General features: G+C 44.3%; 14 protein-coding genes. 5 read left to right on the forward strand and 9 right to left on the reverse strand.

The genetic code is table 11. From position 1 onward, the window contains the following. Nucleotides 1-12 precede the first annotated feature (12 nt). From ABMY41_RS02240 to ABMY41_RS02280, 9 genes are all read right to left on the reverse strand, one after another. Nucleotides 13-1,551: a tripartite tricarboxylate transporter permease gene (locus tag ABMY41_RS02240; RefSeq protein ID WP_054552331.1), complete on the reverse strand. Its 1,539-nt coding sequence runs from the start codon at nt 1,549-1,551 to the stop codon at nt 13-15. Between the two features lie 3 nt (nt 1,552-1,554). Further along, complete coding sequence (locus tag ABMY41_RS02245; RefSeq protein ID WP_054562934.1) at nt 1,555-2,019, reverse strand: tripartite tricarboxylate transporter TctB family protein; 465 nt, start codon at nt 2,017-2,019, stop codon at nt 1,555-1,557. Nucleotides 2,020-2,028: 9 nt separating this feature from the next. Further along, nucleotides 2,029-2,988, reverse strand: coding sequence for a tripartite tricarboxylate transporter substrate-binding protein (locus ABMY41_RS02250; protein WP_349274098.1), 960 nt, complete (start codon nt 2,986-2,988; stop codon nt 2,029-2,031). Between the two features lie 18 nt (nt 2,989-3,006). Then, nucleotides 3,007-4,248: a porin gene (locus ABMY41_RS02255; RefSeq protein ID WP_175079423.1), complete on the reverse strand. Its 1,242-nt coding sequence runs from the start codon at nt 4,246-4,248 to the stop codon at nt 3,007-3,009. A 227-nt stretch (nt 4,249-4,475) separates the two neighbouring features. Then, nucleotides 4,476-5,135, reverse strand: coding sequence for a 3-oxoacid CoA-transferase subunit B (locus ABMY41_RS02260; protein WP_054562936.1), 660 nt, complete (start codon nt 5,133-5,135; stop codon nt 4,476-4,478). Nucleotides 5,136-5,146: 11 nt separating this feature from the next. Next, a complete protein-coding gene (locus ABMY41_RS02265) occupies nt 5,147-5,854 on the reverse strand; it encodes a CoA transferase subunit A (protein WP_063527828.1) in 708 nt (235 codons plus the stop codon). Nucleotides 5,855-5,863: 9 nt separating this feature from the next. Next, nucleotides 5,864-6,625, reverse strand: coding sequence for a 3-hydroxybutyrate dehydrogenase (locus ABMY41_RS02270; protein WP_349274047.1), 762 nt, complete (start codon nt 6,623-6,625; stop codon nt 5,864-5,866). A 4-nt stretch (nt 6,626-6,629) separates the two neighbouring features. Beyond that, nucleotides 6,630-7,817 carry a homoserine O-acetyltransferase gene (locus ABMY41_RS02275; protein WP_349274048.1) on the reverse strand — a complete coding sequence of 396 codons (1,188 nt, stop codon included), beginning with the start codon at nt 7,815-7,817 and terminating at the stop codon, nt 6,630-6,632. 9 nt (nt 7,818-7,826) lie between these two features. Next, nucleotides 7,827-9,128 carry a GntP family permease gene (locus tag ABMY41_RS02280; protein WP_054562937.1) on the reverse strand — a complete coding sequence of 434 codons (1,302 nt, stop codon included), beginning with the start codon at nt 9,126-9,128 and terminating at the stop codon, nt 7,827-7,829. 295 nt (nt 9,129-9,423) lie between these two features. On the opposite strand from ABMY41_RS02280, the gene ABMY41_RS02285 reads away from it, so the two are divergent. From ABMY41_RS02285 to ABMY41_RS02305, 5 genes are all read left to right on the forward strand, one after another. Beyond that, nucleotides 9,424-11,715 (forward strand): TonB-dependent receptor, encoded by a 2,292-nt coding sequence (locus tag ABMY41_RS02285; RefSeq protein ID WP_349274049.1) that lies wholly within the window; start codon nt 9,424-9,426, stop codon nt 11,713-11,715. Nucleotides 11,716-11,827: 112 nt separating this feature from the next. Then, entirely contained in the window at nt 11,828-12,490 is a 663-nt protein-coding gene (locus ABMY41_RS02290; RefSeq protein WP_054562939.1) for a response regulator transcription factor, read from the forward strand. A gap of 153 nt (nt 12,491-12,643) precedes the next feature. Beyond that, the gene (locus tag ABMY41_RS02295) at nt 12,644-13,921 is read left to right on the forward strand and encodes an HlyD family efflux transporter periplasmic adaptor subunit (protein WP_349274050.1); all 1,278 of its coding nucleotides are present in this window, start codon (nt 12,644-12,646) and stop codon (nt 13,919-13,921) included. Further along, entirely contained in the window at nt 13,918-14,670 is a 753-nt protein-coding gene (locus ABMY41_RS02300; protein ID WP_130050224.1) for an ABC transporter ATP-binding protein, read from the forward strand. The genes ABMY41_RS02295 and ABMY41_RS02300 overlap by 4 nt, the downstream gene beginning before the upstream one ends. Further along, nucleotides 14,670-17,120 carry an ABC transporter permease gene (locus ABMY41_RS02305; protein ID WP_349274051.1) on the forward strand — a complete coding sequence of 817 codons (2,451 nt, stop codon included), beginning with the start codon at nt 14,670-14,672 and terminating at the stop codon, nt 17,118-17,120. Before ABMY41_RS02300 ends, ABMY41_RS02305 begins: the two co-directional genes overlap by 1 nt. Nucleotides 17,121-17,155: the final 35 nt, after the last annotated feature.

The following is a 17,155-nucleotide window of genomic DNA, read 5'->3' on the forward strand; positions in this document are numbered from 1 at the left end:
CAGTGCCTTGTTCTACGCATGTTGCTCTGCTTGCGTAGCTGCTTTTTCTTTACGACGTTGGACAATATAGTCTTTCAGTGGGAACAACAACACTAAGATCGAAATCACAAAAATACTCAGTGTTAATGGGCGGTCCCATAAAAAGCTCAGCGAGCCATCTGAAATCATCATGGCACGACGGAAGTTTCGCTCAATCATATCACCGAGTATAAAGCCCAGTAATAAAGGCGCCATCGGGAAAGCTAATAATCGAAGCACCAAAGCCACCAGCGCAAAGCCCACCATCATAAATAAATCAAAGGTGTTAAATGACACTAAGTACACACCAATCAGGCTGAAGAATAAAATCATTACTGTCAGCACAGATTTAGGCATTGCCAACACTTTAGCGAAATATGGGATCAACGGCAGATTCAAAATCAGCAGTACAATATTGCCAAAGTACATACTAACAATAACTGCCCAAAACACGCTTGGGTTTTCTTGCATTAACATAGGGCCCGGCTGAATACCGTAGGCAATTAATGCACCTAGCATGATCGCTGTTGTACCAGAGCCCGGAATACCTAAAGTCAGTAATGGTACAAATGAGCCAGTACAGGCAGCATTATTAGCTGACTCAGGTGCCGCTAAGCCACGCATTGAGCCCTTACCAAATTTATCTTTCAGCGCCTTTGGAGCAAGGTTACGCTCAGTAGCATAGGCCATAAAGCTGGCAATGGTTGCCCCTGCGCCCGGTAAAACACCGACAATAAAGCCAAGTAAAGATGAGCGCCCAACTACAGGAGCCATGTCTTTTACTTCTTCTTTAGTCAGTTTTGTTGAGCCAATTTTTGGCGTATCAGGATCATCAATTTTTTTATCTGGTTCAGCTTCAGGGCGTGCCACATTAATCAGCGCCTCAGCCAACGCAAACGTTGCCATTGCTACTAATAAAAAGCTAATACCATCTAATAAATCAGCTTGGCCAAAAGTAAAGCGCTCGGTACCTGAAGAGGGATCAATACCTACCGTTGCCAGCATCAAACCAAATACCGTCATCATCATAGCTTTTAAAAATTGCCCTTTATTAGAGAACGCAGCGATAGCCGTTAAGCCTAAAAACATCAGTACAACATAATCAGGCGATTGGAAACTTAATGACACTTTCGCTAATAATGGCGCAGCCACCATCAGTAAAATGGCGCCAATGGTCCCGCCTATAAAGGATGAATAAGCTGCAATCGCAAGGGCTTTACCTGCCTTACCCTGCTTTGCTAGCGGGTAGCCATCAAACGATGACGCTACCGTACCCGCCACACCCGGCGCATTAATCAAAATAGAAGAAGTAGAGCCACCGAATATAGCCCCGTAGTAAACACCGGCCATTAAAATCATGCCCGAATCAGCACCGATGCTGTAAGTGATCGGTATCATCAACGCAATCGCGGTAATTGGGCCAAGGCCAGGTAGCATACCGATGAACGTGCCAACAAAGCAGCCTACGATCACATATAACAAGTTGTTCCAGTCGAGTACGGTCGACAAACCTAACATAATTCCATCAAGCATAACTTAACTCCACAGATTGCCAGGTACTAAGTAAATGCCCAGTACTTGTGTCATTAAAAACCAAAAAACCACGGCCACAGGCACAGAAGCAAACAACAACACTGCCTTACGGCGTTCGCCCATGATAAAAAAGCCCGTAATTAAAAATGCACTGGTGGCAATTAAAAAGCCGAACGGTTCAAGCATGGCGCTATAAGCCACCATTAAAACCAGCAGTGCAAAGGTACGTAGTAAGTTGCCCTTACTGAGTAGCTCTGCTTTTTCTGCTGGCGCTTGCTTTAATAAGTTGGCACCAATCGAAAGTACACACACCACGATACCAAATACTGCATACACTTTTGGTAAGGTTGCAGAAGTAACGCTTTCGTACTCTTCAAATGGCATAAGTGGAATTTGCCAAGCCACAAGGGCGTAGAGGGTAAAGAGGACCAAGAATAAACTCGGTCCAATTAGTTCACGGTTTAACATCGTCTAACCTTAGCCTCGGATAAAACCAAGTTCTTTCATTACAACGCGTAATTGCGCTTCTTGCTGCTCAAGCGATTTAATAAACGCTTCTTTTTCTTGAAATAGATTTAGCCAACCATTGCGGGCACGAACCGCTTCCCATTCAGGGGTTTGTTGCAACTTACGTAGCTTTTCTGTGTACTCGGCAAGTTTGTCTGCTGGTAAATCTGGGGTTGCAAAAAAGCCGCGCCAGTTTACGAACTCCATGTCGTAACCTAGCGACTTTAAGGTTGGAATTGCTGGGTAATCTGGCAATTTATCTGCAGAAGTCACCGCTAAAATACGTGCCTGACCACCATTAGCGACTTCGAGTGCTTCACTTAAGCCTGTTGAAAGTAAGTTGACCTCACCCGACAATAAACCAGCTTTCGCTTTACCACCGGCATCGTATGGAATGTAACGTAATCGACGACCATCAAGACCCGCCGCTTTAACCGCTTGTGCAGCCACTAAGTGATCCATGCTGCCGCGCGCAGAGCCACCTGCTACTTTTACAGAGCCTGGGTCTTTTTTCATTGCATCAATAACGTCTTGCCATGTTTTAAATGGCGAGTCATTACGCACCACAAATGCACCATAATCAGCAATCATGCTGGCAACGGGTGTTAAATCGCGATAGCTGTAAGGAATTTTGCCTGATAATGCGCGCAGTACGATAGGCGTTGAGTTAACCATCAACATATCGCCTTTTTTAGTGCCCGATTCAATCAAGTAAGCAATTGCACGGCCACCGCCGCCGCCCGACATATTCTGAAACGATGCATTTTCTTCAATGCCCGCTTTTACCATTGCTTCACCGACACCACGCGCGGTGGTATCCCAACCGCCGCCTGGGCCACCCGGTACCAAAAAGTGTAAGTTTGCTAAAGCCAGTGGGCTGGCTACTAATAATGAAGCTGCTAAAACAGATCTTTTTAATGATTTAAACATAGTCATAATGCACGACTCCTAAAATAAGTACTGCATACGAGCACTGATGCCCATACCTGAATCTTCATCACCTACCAGCGTAGAAGCACCGGCACCATCAACATCGCTGTAAATCAGGTTGCCCATAAATTTGATATCGCTGCTTAGGTAATATGATGTGCCTAACGTATAAGTGGTTACGTCGGTACCTTGCTGTTTGCTGCTAGCGTTCATTTGTGACACACGGGCAACAAGCTCCCATGCATCTTTAATCCCTTTCGGTTGTACAAATAATGCTGAGCCTGCTTTGTAACGGCGCTGCTCACCACCTAAGAAGTAACTTGCCGATACATGAAAGCCATCAAAACGTTCACCATCAAGTTCGTTGCTACTATCAACCGTATCGAGGTAGCGGCTGGCATATTCAGCCTCTAGAGTGAATGCATTAGCTTGGTAGGCAAACTCAAGACCGCTTTGCGACATGCTATTTAGCGCTGCGGCTTCACCACCGACTGCGTAATCCACTAAGCGAACATTGGTTTCACGCACTTCACCACGGGCAAAACGAGCGCTCAAATCATTGTCGCCCATATCACGATAAGAGTGCCAAGCACCTAAATGAATCACATCACCCGGCGCTGCACTTGACCAGGTTAAGCGACCTGTTACAGCCAATGTCAGTTTGTCATCTTCGTCATGGCCCGATGCACCAAACGCATCGTTTTTGTAAACACCCACGGCGTAACGTAAGCCTGAATCTTTAAAGTATTGATAAGCCGAGATACCCCAGCGGAAGAAAGGCGAGAAGGTGTTAGCAAGGGTGCTACGCTCAATAGTATTAATGTGTTTAGAACTGGTTAGCGCATTGAGCGACATGTCTTCACGGATTTTACCGGCTTTTACTTTTAAGCCGTTGTCGAATGCATAACGTACCCGCGCTAACACGATTTCAGCCGTGCCTTCAGAAAATTCGAGTAGTAATTTGTGATCCCAGTTGCCATGTTCACTTTCAACATAAGTACGGATACGACGTGGGAAGAAGTCGCTGCCTCCAGCGCCATCATTGTCGGCATTGTAAGCACCGTCGAAATAGTTGTAATCAAGTTGCACGCGACCACCAAATTCTAGGTTGAAGCCGCTAGATGTTTTTAATGAATCCACTTCTTTTTGAAGTGCATCGAGTTGTTGCTGTAGTTGTTCAGTGTCGCTTTGTGCGAATGCTGATGTACTTGCTAACGCCGCTGCAACGGCTAAAGCGAGCTGTGTGTTACTTGCTTTCATGAATTACTCCACACCAGATTATAGTTATTTGTTGTCGTTGATCGGCCTACTGCAAATGGCGATCTGGTTTGGAGCATAGTGTTAACGATAGATTAACGAAATGTTTAGGGGGTAAGTTGCATTGATGGTGATAAATGGCTTTTTGTTCATAAAACTCATGAACAAAAAGCACATTACTGGGGGTTAGTATAAAATCTAGGCAAATTAGCTGCTTAAAAGTCGCAAAACTAGCTAAAAGTCATCTCAGGAACGTCACCAGAGACAATAAGTTTGCCCTGTGTCTTAGCAATAATCTCATCAACCGAGACACCTGGGGCACGCTCTAATAAATGAAATGCACCGTCTTTTATTTCTAAAAGAGCCAAATCAGTGATCACTTTATTGATACAACCAACACCCGTTAACGGCAAACTACATTCGGTCAGCAGTTTTGATTCACCATGCTTGTTGGCATGGGTCATGGTACAAATAATGTTTTTAGCACCGGCTACTAAATCCATCGCACCGCCCATCCCTTTAACCAACTTTTTCGGGATCATCCAACTGGCAATGTTGCCGTTTTGGTCCACTTCAAACGCACCCAGCACGGTTAAATCAACGTGGCCGCCGCGGATCATGGCAAAGCTTTCTGCGGAGCTAAATATAGCCGCCCCCGTTGCAGCGGTGACCGTTTCTTTACCTGCGTTGATCATATCGGCATCAACTTGGTCTGCACTTGGGTATGGCCCCATACCGAGTAAACCATTTTCAGATTGCAGCATCACTTCGATGCCATCAGGGACATAATTAGCGACCAAGGTTGGAATACCTATGCCTAAGTTAACGTAGTAACCATCCTGTAGTTCCATCGCCACGCGTTTAGCGATTTGTTCTCGTGATAATGCCATCAGCGTGCTCCTTATTGATTCTCTTGCTTAGTGGTAACTTTCTCGATGCGTTTTTCAAATTCACCTTTAATCACTCGGTCAATATAGATACCCGGCGTATGAATTTGGCTTGGCTCTAGCTCCCCTGGCTCAACAATTTCTTCAACTTCAAGAACCGTAATTTTGCCTGCGGTTGCTGCCATCGGATTAAAGTTCATCGCCGTATGACGATAAATACAGTTACCGTAGCGATCTGCTTTCCACGCTTTAACTATCGCAAAGTCGCCAGTAATGCTTGGCTCTAATAAATAATCGCGACCATTAATATTGCGGGTTTCTTTACCGTCAGCCACCGGTGTACCGACACCCGTTGCGGTATAAAATGCAGGAATACCCGCACCACCAGCACGCATTTTTTCAGCTAAAGTGCCTTGCGGTGTGAGCTCAACTTCAAGTTCACCATTTAATAGTTGCTGCTCAAATAGCGCGTTTTCACCAACGTAAGAGGCAACCATCTTACTGATTTGCTTGTCTTCAAGTAGCACTCCTAGACCAAAACCATCAACGCCACAGTTATTCGATACCACGGTTAAATCTCGGGTGCCTTGACGTTTAATTTGCGCAATCAGTCCTTCAGGAATACCACATAAACCAAAACCACCGGCTATCACTGTCATGCCATCTTCAAGACCAGCCATCGCTTCGCTGTAACTTGTAACTACTTTATCAAAACCTGCCATTGGCTCCTCCTACTGTGCAGTCCAACCGCCATCAATGGCGATTGCTTGGGCGGTAATATTGCGTGCTGCATCGGCCATTAAAAAGCTAACGGTATGCAGGATCTCATCTAAGCCGATAAATGCTTTTTTCGGCATCGGTGCTAGCATAATCGTGTCGATCACTTGTTGCTCCGAAATGCCATGTTCTTTAGCTTGCGAGGCAATTTGTTGCTCCACAAGCGGTGTTTTTACATAGGCTGGGCACACGGTATTAATCGTGATATTGGCATCGCCCGTTTCAAGTGCCATGGTTTTAGCAAAGCCGATTAAGCCATGTTTTGCAGCGATATAAGCCGACTTATATTTAGAAGCCACCATGGCATGAATTGAGCCAATATTAATGATGCGACCAAAATCTTGCTTACGCATGCGAGGGAGTACCGCCTTGGTCATCATCGCCGGGCCAACGAGCATAACTTGCTGTAAGAACTGCCATTTATCAGCCGGAAAATCTTCAAGCTTTGCAACATGCTGAATACCTGCATTATTAATAAGTACATCAATTGGCTGATTAAGCTCAGTGAAAAACTGCTCTATTGCATCACTATCAGCCACATTAAGTGCATACCCTTCGGCGCTACCACCTTGCTCAACAATGCCTGCTGCCGCTTGTTGTGCTGCTTGCTGATTTAAATCAGTCACAATAATAGTGTGACCTTGCATCGCCAGTTGCTGGGCAACATATAGACCAATACCACTGGCTGCACCGGTAATTAAAACTGTTTTGCTCATCGGGCTACTCCTCTAAAAACTCACTGATAAGCTGCGCTTTAGGGGTGATTGAGAAAATACCATCAAGGTGTCCCCAGCCCCCTTCAATTTCTGAAATCTCAACGTCTTTACCTGCCGCTTTCATGGTGTCAAACACAGTACGCATGTTTTCAGGGCGAAGCAGTAAGTCGTTCGTTGCGGGTAGTAATAATGTTTTGGCAGAGACATTTTTAAGTGCCGTTGTTAAATCACTTTGCATGCCAGCGGTAAATAACTGTGATGCCCGGACCAAATAAAGTACATGGTTGGCATCTTGCGTTTTCGCTCGTGCCATTGCGCGCTGAGCAAGTACTTGGTTTAACTTAGGCAAGGTGCGAATATCTTTTAATGCACCTTCATCCAATACATTAAAGTCAGGGAAGCTCGCGTTATAAATAATAGGATGCATCGCATCTTGCGTAATATTAAGCATGGTTGCCGCTAAGCCATCTAACGGGCGCTCTTTGCCGTAGTAATTACCTTGCTGCCAGTTTTTATCTAAACGAATTGGTAACGCCCATTTTTCAAGTGCCGCGACTGTCCATGCATCCATCGTTGCAGCGCCAATCACATGAATTAAACGCTCTACTTTATCTGGATAACGTGTTGCCCACTCAAGTGCTTGAAACGATCCCATTGATGCGCCCATCACAGCATGTAATTTAGTGATACCTAGGCTGTCGAGTAAGCGCTTTTGCACATTCACAAAGTCAGTAATCGTAACCACAGGAAAATCTAAACCATAAGGTTTGCCTGTTTTTGGATTAGTTGACGCAGGGCCTGTGGTGATGACATTCGGATCATGCCAGTTGGCATTCACTAAGGTATCTGAGCTAATCACATAATATTTATTGGTATCGATAGCTTTACCTGGGCCGATAATCGCATCCCAATAACCCGGTAGGGCATCATCTGCTTTATATTTACCTGCGGCATGAGAAGTACCAGAGAAGTAATGAGTGATTAAAATCACGTTATCTTTATTGGCGTTTAGTTTTCCGTAGCTTTCCCAGCCAATATCCACTTGCTCTAACGTCACACCAGACACGGTGGTAAAATCTTTTGTCGTAAAATGCTGTTTTTCCACCAGCATGGTGTCGGCTTTATTTGCAGCGCCAAACGCAGTGCTACTAAATACAACCAGCCATAGCAAAATTATTAATTTGGTTTTCATTGCTGTTCCTTAAAAGATAATAAAGAGTCCAAGTGCCAATGCGACACCGATAAGCGGAATAACCGCAGTGAGTGCTGCCATTGACCAATACGCTCGTTGATGCGTTTCTTTACAGATCGCGCGTATTGTTGTGACCACATAACCATTATGCGGCAAGGTATCTAGGGCTCCAGAGCTAATCGCCACTACTCGGTGCAGTTGTTCAGGGTTTACGCCCATATCTAAATAACCTGGTGCGACAAGTGGTAATGCGATGGCTTGTCCGCCAGAAGCAGAGCCAGTTAAACCAGCAATCACACTGACCGCAACCGCAGCACCAACCAACTCATTCCCCGGCATATGGGTCATCACATCGACAGCGGCGGTAAATGCTGGTGATACTTTCGCCACAGCGCCAAAGCCAACCACAGCAGCGGTATTACCGATTGCCACTAAAGCGCCAGTTGTACCAACATTAATGGCGTTACCCATATCGTGAAAATGCTTGAAGTTAATAATCACAATACTCAGTACACCACCAAGTAAGGCAACAATAAGCGCTGTTTGCTGTAGTACATCATGTAGCGTAAATGATAAAAGTAGCACCACGATCAGCGGGATCACACCCGTAATTGGATGCGGACGACGACGCTCAATAATGACAGGATCATCATCGCGCGCTTCAAAGGTTTCGCCGTTAGCAACGGCCTTTTTGATCATCTTGTTTAACCAAAAGTAACCTGCTGTCGCCATGAAAATAGCCACCACTAAGCTCACTTCCCATGCTGCATAAGGTGACGTACCAAGGTGTTTAACCGGGATCCAGTTTTGAATTTCTGGCGAGCCTGCTGAGGTCATGGTAAAGGTCACCGAACCAAATGCCAGCGTTGCTGGAATAAAGCGGCGCGGTAAATTTGCATCTTTAAACAGACTCAATGCCATTGGGTAAACAGAAAACGCAACAATAAAGACGCTCACGCCACCATAGGTTAAAACTGCACAGGCAATCACAACCGCAAGAACGGCGTGTTTCATACCAAGTTTACCCACAATGTAGCTTGCAACACTGTCTGCAGCACCGGTGTCTTCCATGAACTTACCGAATAACGACCCCAGTAAGAACATAAAGAACCACGCACTTAAGAAGCCTGCAAAGCCATCCATATAGGCGTTAATAAAGTTTGTATCTGCCGATACAGGGAAAATGGCCATGCCACTACTAAGTGCAACTAACAGTGCACAGATTGGCGCAGCGATAAATAAATTTACCCCACGCAGCGTTAAAATGATCAGCAGTATTAAACCGCCTAACAGTCCTATCATGCTCAGCATAGACATTCCTATAATTATTGTTATTACACAGATGAGGTGACATCGGAATAATGCTTTCAGTCTTACCCTAAGCGTTCAAAAAATACATAACACTAAGGTACTATCTGCTTTAAAAATAGCTTAATTGCTTGATAAATAAAGGGCTGTGGCGGGTATAGCACTATGGTACTAATTCAATTTCTGCAACTATCTTCTACATTAATTGACAGGTGACACGGGCAAATCTTATTAAGTCTTCGGCAACATCAATGTGAGTGGCCATAAGACTAATGACAACAATAACAAGGAATACAACATGATAAAGCTTAACCCAAAAGTCGCGCCACTTACTCTGGCTGTATCACTTGCTTTGGCAGGTGTCAGTGCTCAAGCGGCAGAACAAGCCGAACCTGCAGCAAAAAAAGGTGAACTTGAACGTATTCAGGTAACAGCACGTAAAACTGTTGAAAACCTGCAAGAAGTTCCTGTTGCTGTAACCTCAGTGGGTGCTGAGGAACTGGCAGAAAATGGCATCGTCGTTATGACCGAAGTTCAACAGTTCTCGCCAAATACCACCCTGCAAGCAAGCCGTGGTACTAACTCTACAATTACCGCGTTTATTCGTGGTGTAGGTCAGCAAGATCCTCTTTGGGGGTATGAGCCAGGCGTAGGTATTTATATCGATGATGTCTACCTTGCTCGTCCACAGGGTGCCGTGCTTGACCTTCTTGATGTGCAACAAATCGAAGTATTACGTGGTCCACAAGGGACGCTTTACGGTAAAAATACCATCGGTGGTGCGATTAAATACGTCACCAAAGAAATGAGCGGTGATGCAACCTTAAATATTCAAGGCACTGTAGGTAGCTATAACCAAAAAGATTTAAAAATTACTGGCCAATTACCAATTGTTGACGAAAAGCTTTACGTGGGCTTTGGTTTTGCAACACTTAACCGTGATGGCTTTGGCGAATTTTTAACGTCTTCTCTTGATAACCAAGACCGCGAAAACTACAACAAAGACGTAACCGCAGCTCGCGTTACACTCGAATACACTCCGACTGACGACTTATTCTTCCGTTTCGCGTGGGATAAAACAGAAGACAAATCAAACGCAAAAGGTGGTTACCGTTTACTACCAAGTATTCTTACTGATGCGCCAGTTCCAGACAGCGTGTATGACTCTTACACCAGCTTACCAACATGGAACAAGGTTGAACTAGAAGGCTATAGCCTAACTGCTCGTTGGGATATGACTGACCGTACTAGCATTAAATATATTGGTTCAAGCCGTGAGAGCTACTCACCGACTAATATCGACTTTGATAACACGTCAATTCAAATTTTCGATGTACCTGCTATTTACGATGATGAGCAAACCACTCATGAGTTACAGCTAAATCATCAAGGCGATAACTATAAACTGGTTTCGGGCCTTTACTACTATGATGGTGAATCTTGCGGTCAATTCCAAGCTATCTTAAAAGTATTAGGTCAGGCACTAGGTGGTCCAAGCCTAACTCGTGAAACAGGTGGCTGTAGTAACTCAAACAGTAAAGCAGCGTATATCCAAAGCTCGATTGACTTAACCGATAAATGGTCAATGACACTCGGCGCACGTTACACTAAGGACAAAAAAGAGGCGAATGTTTATAACGGTTTAATTTTTGATACAGTCTACCCTGAATCAGATTGGATCCCTGGTTACACTCGCCCAGAAGGTCAACTTGTACCAACGGTACTCGATGATGAGGAAGAATGGTCACGCTTCACACCGCGCGCAGGTGTTGAATATCAGTATTCAAACGACATCATGTTCTTTGCAAGTTATGCGCAAGGCTTTAAATCAGGTACTTTCAACCCACGAGCAAGCACGGCTGAGCCTGCTGCAAAACCAGAAATTGTTGATTCATTCGAAATCGGTATGAAGAGTGAGTGGAACAACAACTTACGTGCAAACGTTACCTTATTCTCACTTGACCATAAAGATCGCCAATATATTTCCGTCTTACCTGGTGAAACAGATGCAGATCTAAACCAGCGTTTAGGTAACATTGGTGAGTCAACATCAGATGGTATTGAGCTTGAGCTTAACTATGTTGCAACAGAATCACTCAGCTTCGATGCATCAGTAGGTTACATCGATAGTAACTTCGATAACGTAATTGATTACGACCCAGAAACCGGTGAAGCATTCGATAAATCAGACCGCTTTACGGTATCAAACACACCTGATTTAACCTTTAATCTGGGTGCAACGTACCGTATGTACACAGAAATGGGTGACTTCGTCATCAATGGTAACTACTACCACAGAGGCGACTACGCGCTATTCGAAGAAGATAGCCTATTAACGCAAGATGCTTACGGTATCTTTAATATGGGTATCACTTGGTACAGCACAGATGGTCACTGGACTGCAGGTCTATACGGTAAAAACTTAACGGATGAAGAGTACATGATTGGTGGTTACCAATTCGTGGCACCTGATCCAACAGACCCAACAGATATCAGCAAATACACTCCAGGTTTAGGTGGTGATAATACCCTGATTGGTTACTACGGCGACCCTCGCACTGTAGCCTTCACTGTTGGTTACCGTTTCTAAAATAGAATCTAAATCCTTGTGTGAGAAAGGTTTGTCTGGAACTTCCCTTCAGGCAAACCTTGTTTCAAAGCGCAAAATCACTTATAACATAACGCATTGGAGAATCGAGGGAATGTCTTTAGCTGTGAACACCATAATCGCCGATGATCACCCGTTATTTAGAAGTGCGCTGCGTCAAGCTGCCGCGACATCAGTGCCTGAAGAACATATTAAAGAGACCAGTGACATTGATGGTTTGTTTACACTGTTAAGCGCTCACCCTGAGATTGAACTAATATTTTTAGACCTTACGATCCCAGGTGCAAATGGCCTACAAGCCCTTTCGCAACTGCGTAACCACTACCCTGATATCTTAGTGATCATGGTCTCTGCCAATGAGACACCCGCCATAATCAAACAAGCTATGAGCCTTGGCGCTGCAGGCTACATTCCAAAGTCATCTTCTTTAGATGTCATCAGTGAAGCAATTAGTCATGTACTCAATGGCGACACTTGGTTACCACCTGAAGTAGATTTAACTGATGTGGTGATCAATGACGAACAAAGCGAATTTGCTCGTAACCTTGAAAAACTAACCCCCCAGCAATACCGCGTACTAGCGATGATTGCCGACGGTTTATTGAATAAACAAATCGCCTTTGAAATGTCGATTCAAGAAACCACAATCAAACAACATGTGTCAGCGATTTTACGCAAACTCAATGTTTATAACCGTACTCAAGCGGGCATTTTGTTTAATCAGCTTTCGCAGGTTGGCAAAATCGAAGAAAGCTAATTTAAGCATTCACTCCCAGTTTTAAAACTCGCTTTCCCAGTAGTGGGAAAAGCTCACGTTCCAAAAAACAAAAAGTTATTACTTTTCAACACCTTAATTTTTGGCACAAAACTCGCCTTAGCTACTCCATGATTATTTATATTTCTCAGTATCATGGATTTAGACAGCACACTAAAACGCAAACCTCAGCAATCAAAAGCTAAAAAATGGCTGGCTGGTGCAGCTATTGGCGTATCGGCTCTTGGCGCTTTAATGGTATATCAATGGGCGACACCCACTGTGGTTGCTGCAAGCCAACTGCAAATAGCAACCGTAGAACAAGCCGATTTTGTGGTAAAAATTCGTGGCTTTGGTCGTTTAAAGCCAAAGTATCAACGTTATTTAACCAATACCGACACCGCAATGGTCGAAGCTATCCATGTTTACCCCGGCACTATCGTTAAAAAAGACACGGTGATTTTAAGCCTCGTCAACCCACAGCAAGCGCAGCGTTTATCGGTCGCTCGGCTAGAACTTGCCCGCCAAAAAGCCAGTGTTAATGAGCAAAAAATTAACCAGCAAAGTGAACTACTTGAGCGCCAAGCAAATCTCGCCATATTAAAAAGTGAGCTGCAAAGTGCAGAGCTTAGAGTCGATGCTGAAAGCAAACTGATCGAGCAAGGGATTGTTTCAAGTCTCGATTACAAACGAAGCATGCTAAACGTTGCACAGCTTACAGAGCGCGTAAGTATCGAGCAGCAACGCCTTGCACAGCTTAAAGAAATGCACTTACAACGTAGCAAAATACAGCAAGAACTATTAAGCCAATTTGAGCTTAATTATCAAGTTGAGCAACAGGCTTTTGATCAGCTGCAAATAACGGCAGGTATCGATGGCATGCTGCAAGAGTTGAATGTTGAACTTGGCCAAAATCTCGTGCCGGGTACCCGCCTTGCGGTGGTTGGATCAAACAAAGCACTCAAAGCAGAGCTAAGCGTTAAGCAAGCAGATGCCGAAAAAGTGGCACTCAATATGGCAGCGAAAGTAAACACCTTTAGCCAAGCAGATCACGGTGAAGTTGATGCCAAAGTCACCCGAATTGACCCTATTGTTACCGATGGTCGAGTTATTATCGAACTTGATTTACAAGGCACACTGCCTGCTAATGCTCGACCCGATTTAAGCATTGAAGGCTATGTGGTTAGCAACATTATTCCCGATGCGTTAACCATTAACGTGCCGCAAAAAGCACAAGCAAATAGCGAAGCCACGCTATTTAAACTTAATCCAAATACCCAGTTAGCAACGCCAACCAATATCGAATTTGGTACACTCAGTGACAATCAAATTCAACTTTTGAGCGGTGCCACCGTGGGCGAACAGCTGATCATTTCAGACCTTTCTAAATGGCAGCATTTGGCAACAATAAAAATCGAACAGGACAGTTTATGAAAACCAATACGCTTATCTCATTAAACAAAATCGCCAAAGTTTATCGCGGCCAAAATGTTGAAACCTATGCATTAAAAGACATCAGCCTGAATATTAACCAAGGTGACTATATCTGCATTAGCGGCCCATCTGGCTGTGGTAAATCGACGCTGCTGTCATTATTAGGCTTACTCGATAGCCCAACTGCTGGCGACTATTTCATTAAAGAAGTCGACACAAAAACCCTTGATATGGATCAGCAAGCTGAACTTAGAAACCTTCACATTGGTTTTATATTTCAGTCGTTTAACCTAATTGATGAATTATCGGTGTTTGACAACGTAGCACTGCCGCTCACTTATCGAGAGCCAGCCATGAGCCCGAGCGAAATTGAGCTTGCGGTAAAACAGGCCCTTGATGAAGTTGAGATGGGCCACCGCGCTCAGCACAAACCAAATCAATTATCTGGTGGTCAGCAACAGCGTATTGCTATTGCCCGCGCACTGGCTGGCAAGCCAAGCATTTTATTGGTGGATGAGCCAACTGGTAACTTAGATTCAAAAAATGGTGATGCCGTCATGGACTTGCTTGATGAGCTGAATAAAAAAGGCACCACGATTTGTATGGTAACCCATGATTTACGTTATGCCGGACGTGCAAAGACGCAACTTAAATTGCTAGATGGTGAAATTGTTTCCTACTCTGAAGCACGCCAAGCACCTAGCAGCGACACTGCTGAGCAAGTACTCGAAAGCGCTGAGGTGATGTAATGAAATTAACCAAAACACGCGCCCAATTAAGCTTAGCGTGGGCATCATTAATGAATGCTCCGGGCTTTGTCACTGCGGTTATCGCAACGCTTGCTTTAACATTGGCCACCTTGTTTGTGGTGCTTAGCCTTGTTAACAGCTACTTTTTAAAGCCCCTTGATGTGTACGATGAAAGCCGCATGGTGGTGGTTGAGCAATCACTTACTTATGATGACTACGATGCTACTGGCTTTCAAAGCTATCAATCGATGGTGCATTGGCTTAAGCATAATCAAAGCTTTGAACAAAGTATGATGATCAATGCAGGTGAGCAAATCTTTGCAAACCTAGATGGCGAACCGAAAGAACCAGTGCTGTATGTTGGCGGCAACTATTTTGACTTATTAAACACACCATTTTTAATGGGACAGGGTTTTGACCTTGGAGAAACGCTGGAAACTCCTGATGACCGCGTTGTTATATCTGCCAATTTTTGGCGCAAGCATTACAACAGCGACCCGAACATTATTGGTAAAACACTTTCAGTCATGGCGGGTGAAACCGATTATGTTCACCGTATCGTCGGTGTTGTTGATGACTCATTCAGCCCCCCTTACATGTTTAAAGCAAGCGATGTTGAAGTATGGTTTCCATCAAGTGCTGACCGCCGTTTCTTTCACAATGATGATTGGCAAAGCCCATGGACAAACACTTTTAAAAACCTAAAACTGATTGCAGTTTTAAAGCCTGGGGTCACCATAGATCAAGTTAAAGTCGATTTAAAACAGCAAATTGATACGGTTAAATCAGAGTGGCTAAACAATGGTGGTATCACCGATGTAAAACCTGAAGTAACCCCGTATCGTGACGTTGAGCTGGGTAATAACGATGACTTAAGCTTAATGATGTTAGCCGGTGCAGTAGGGCTACTGATTATTGCGGTACTTAATGTAAGCACTTTGTTTTTCTCACGCGCTCTTGCTCAACATAAAACTCTCGCCTTACAGGCGGTATTAGGTGCAAAACGCAGCACGTTATTTAAAAGTATCTTTTTACAGTCACTAATTTTAATGACCTTATCGGTAAGCATTGCGCTGTTTTTATCGGTATGGGGCATACGTTTATTTAAAGTATTGGCAGAAGGCCGATTACCACTGGTTAATAGCTTGGCCGTGGATAGCACGTTAGTTATTGTTGCCATCATACTTTGTATTGCTCTTGCTTATATTTTCTCTGTAATTACAGCGCGTTTGGTAAATTACAAAACCCTAAATACGCAAATGCAGAACAGTGGTAAAGGCGGAGTTTCGCAGGTATCTGGCCGCACAGTGCGTATTTTAATTGGCTCACAAATGTTTGTTGCCGCGCTGCTTGTGAGTTTTTCGGTGATGGTAGTGAGTAAAGCCATGGGCACGATTAACCGCCCACTCGGCAGTGATACCGAAAACCTATATTTTGCTAACCTGTTCCAGCCAAATAATCAGATGTCATTGGCGGAGCGCTACGAACATATGCTGCAATACAAGCAGGTTTTGCTTGATAGCCAAGGTATTGATGATGTTGCCCTGGGTCACAGCCCAGTTTCGCAAAGACAAAATGCCAACACCCTGACTGATGTAAACGGTAAAAGCTCAATTTTCTTCCCTAGTCAGTGGGTAGGGCCTGATTACTTTGCGTTAGTTAACACCAAAATTCTCGCTGGCCGCACCTTTACTGAACAAGCAATACGCGGTGAAACCAACGAGATACTGGTATCAGTCAGCGTGGCAGAGAACTTATTACCAGGCCAAGACTATCGAAATATCATCGGCAAAAGCTACCAAGGCTTAGAAGAAAAGATGTATGAAGTGGTGGGTGTAACCGAAGATTTTAATCACCCTAAATACTACGATGAGTCGTTTGGTCGTCACATTTGGTGGCCAGCAACACCGTATAGCTACATGTTTACTATCAAAGCTTCTGATGGCGTTAAGCTGACTAATAAACAAATACTTAATACGCTAAAAGAAAAGAACAGCGACCTAACCATGTGGCAGTTTAATGACCTGCAACAAGAGTACGACAATTTACTGTATATGAGCCGTCTGACTGTGGTTCTGTGTAGTACCTTAGCGCTATTTACTCTATTATTAGCAGCAATCGGTATTTTTGGGGTACTGAGCTACAACCTGGGTCTGCGCCGCTATGAGTTTGGTATTCGTATGGCATTAGGTGCGAAAAAAGCGCGCTTATTTAAGCTGATGAGTGTTGAAGCTATTATCCCTGTGCTCATTGGCTTTGCGGTTGCTCTCGCCGCGGTAATGGTGGGTTTTTACATGTTACAAGGACAGCTAATGTCTTGGCTGATACTTGATGTAAGACTGCAATTACTCGCTTGGAGTATTACCTTATGTATTGCGCTATTCGCTTGCTTTAGACCTTTGGTTTTACTGCTTAAAGCAAAACCTATGGCCGCACTACGTAACGATTAACAGCACAAAATGGTGGCTTAAGTTTTAGCTTAAGC

This window comes from Pseudoalteromonas sp. BZA4 (genome assembly GCF_040104395.1).
In the GTDB taxonomy this organism is placed as follows: domain Bacteria; phylum Pseudomonadota; class Gammaproteobacteria; order Enterobacterales; family Alteromonadaceae; genus Pseudoalteromonas.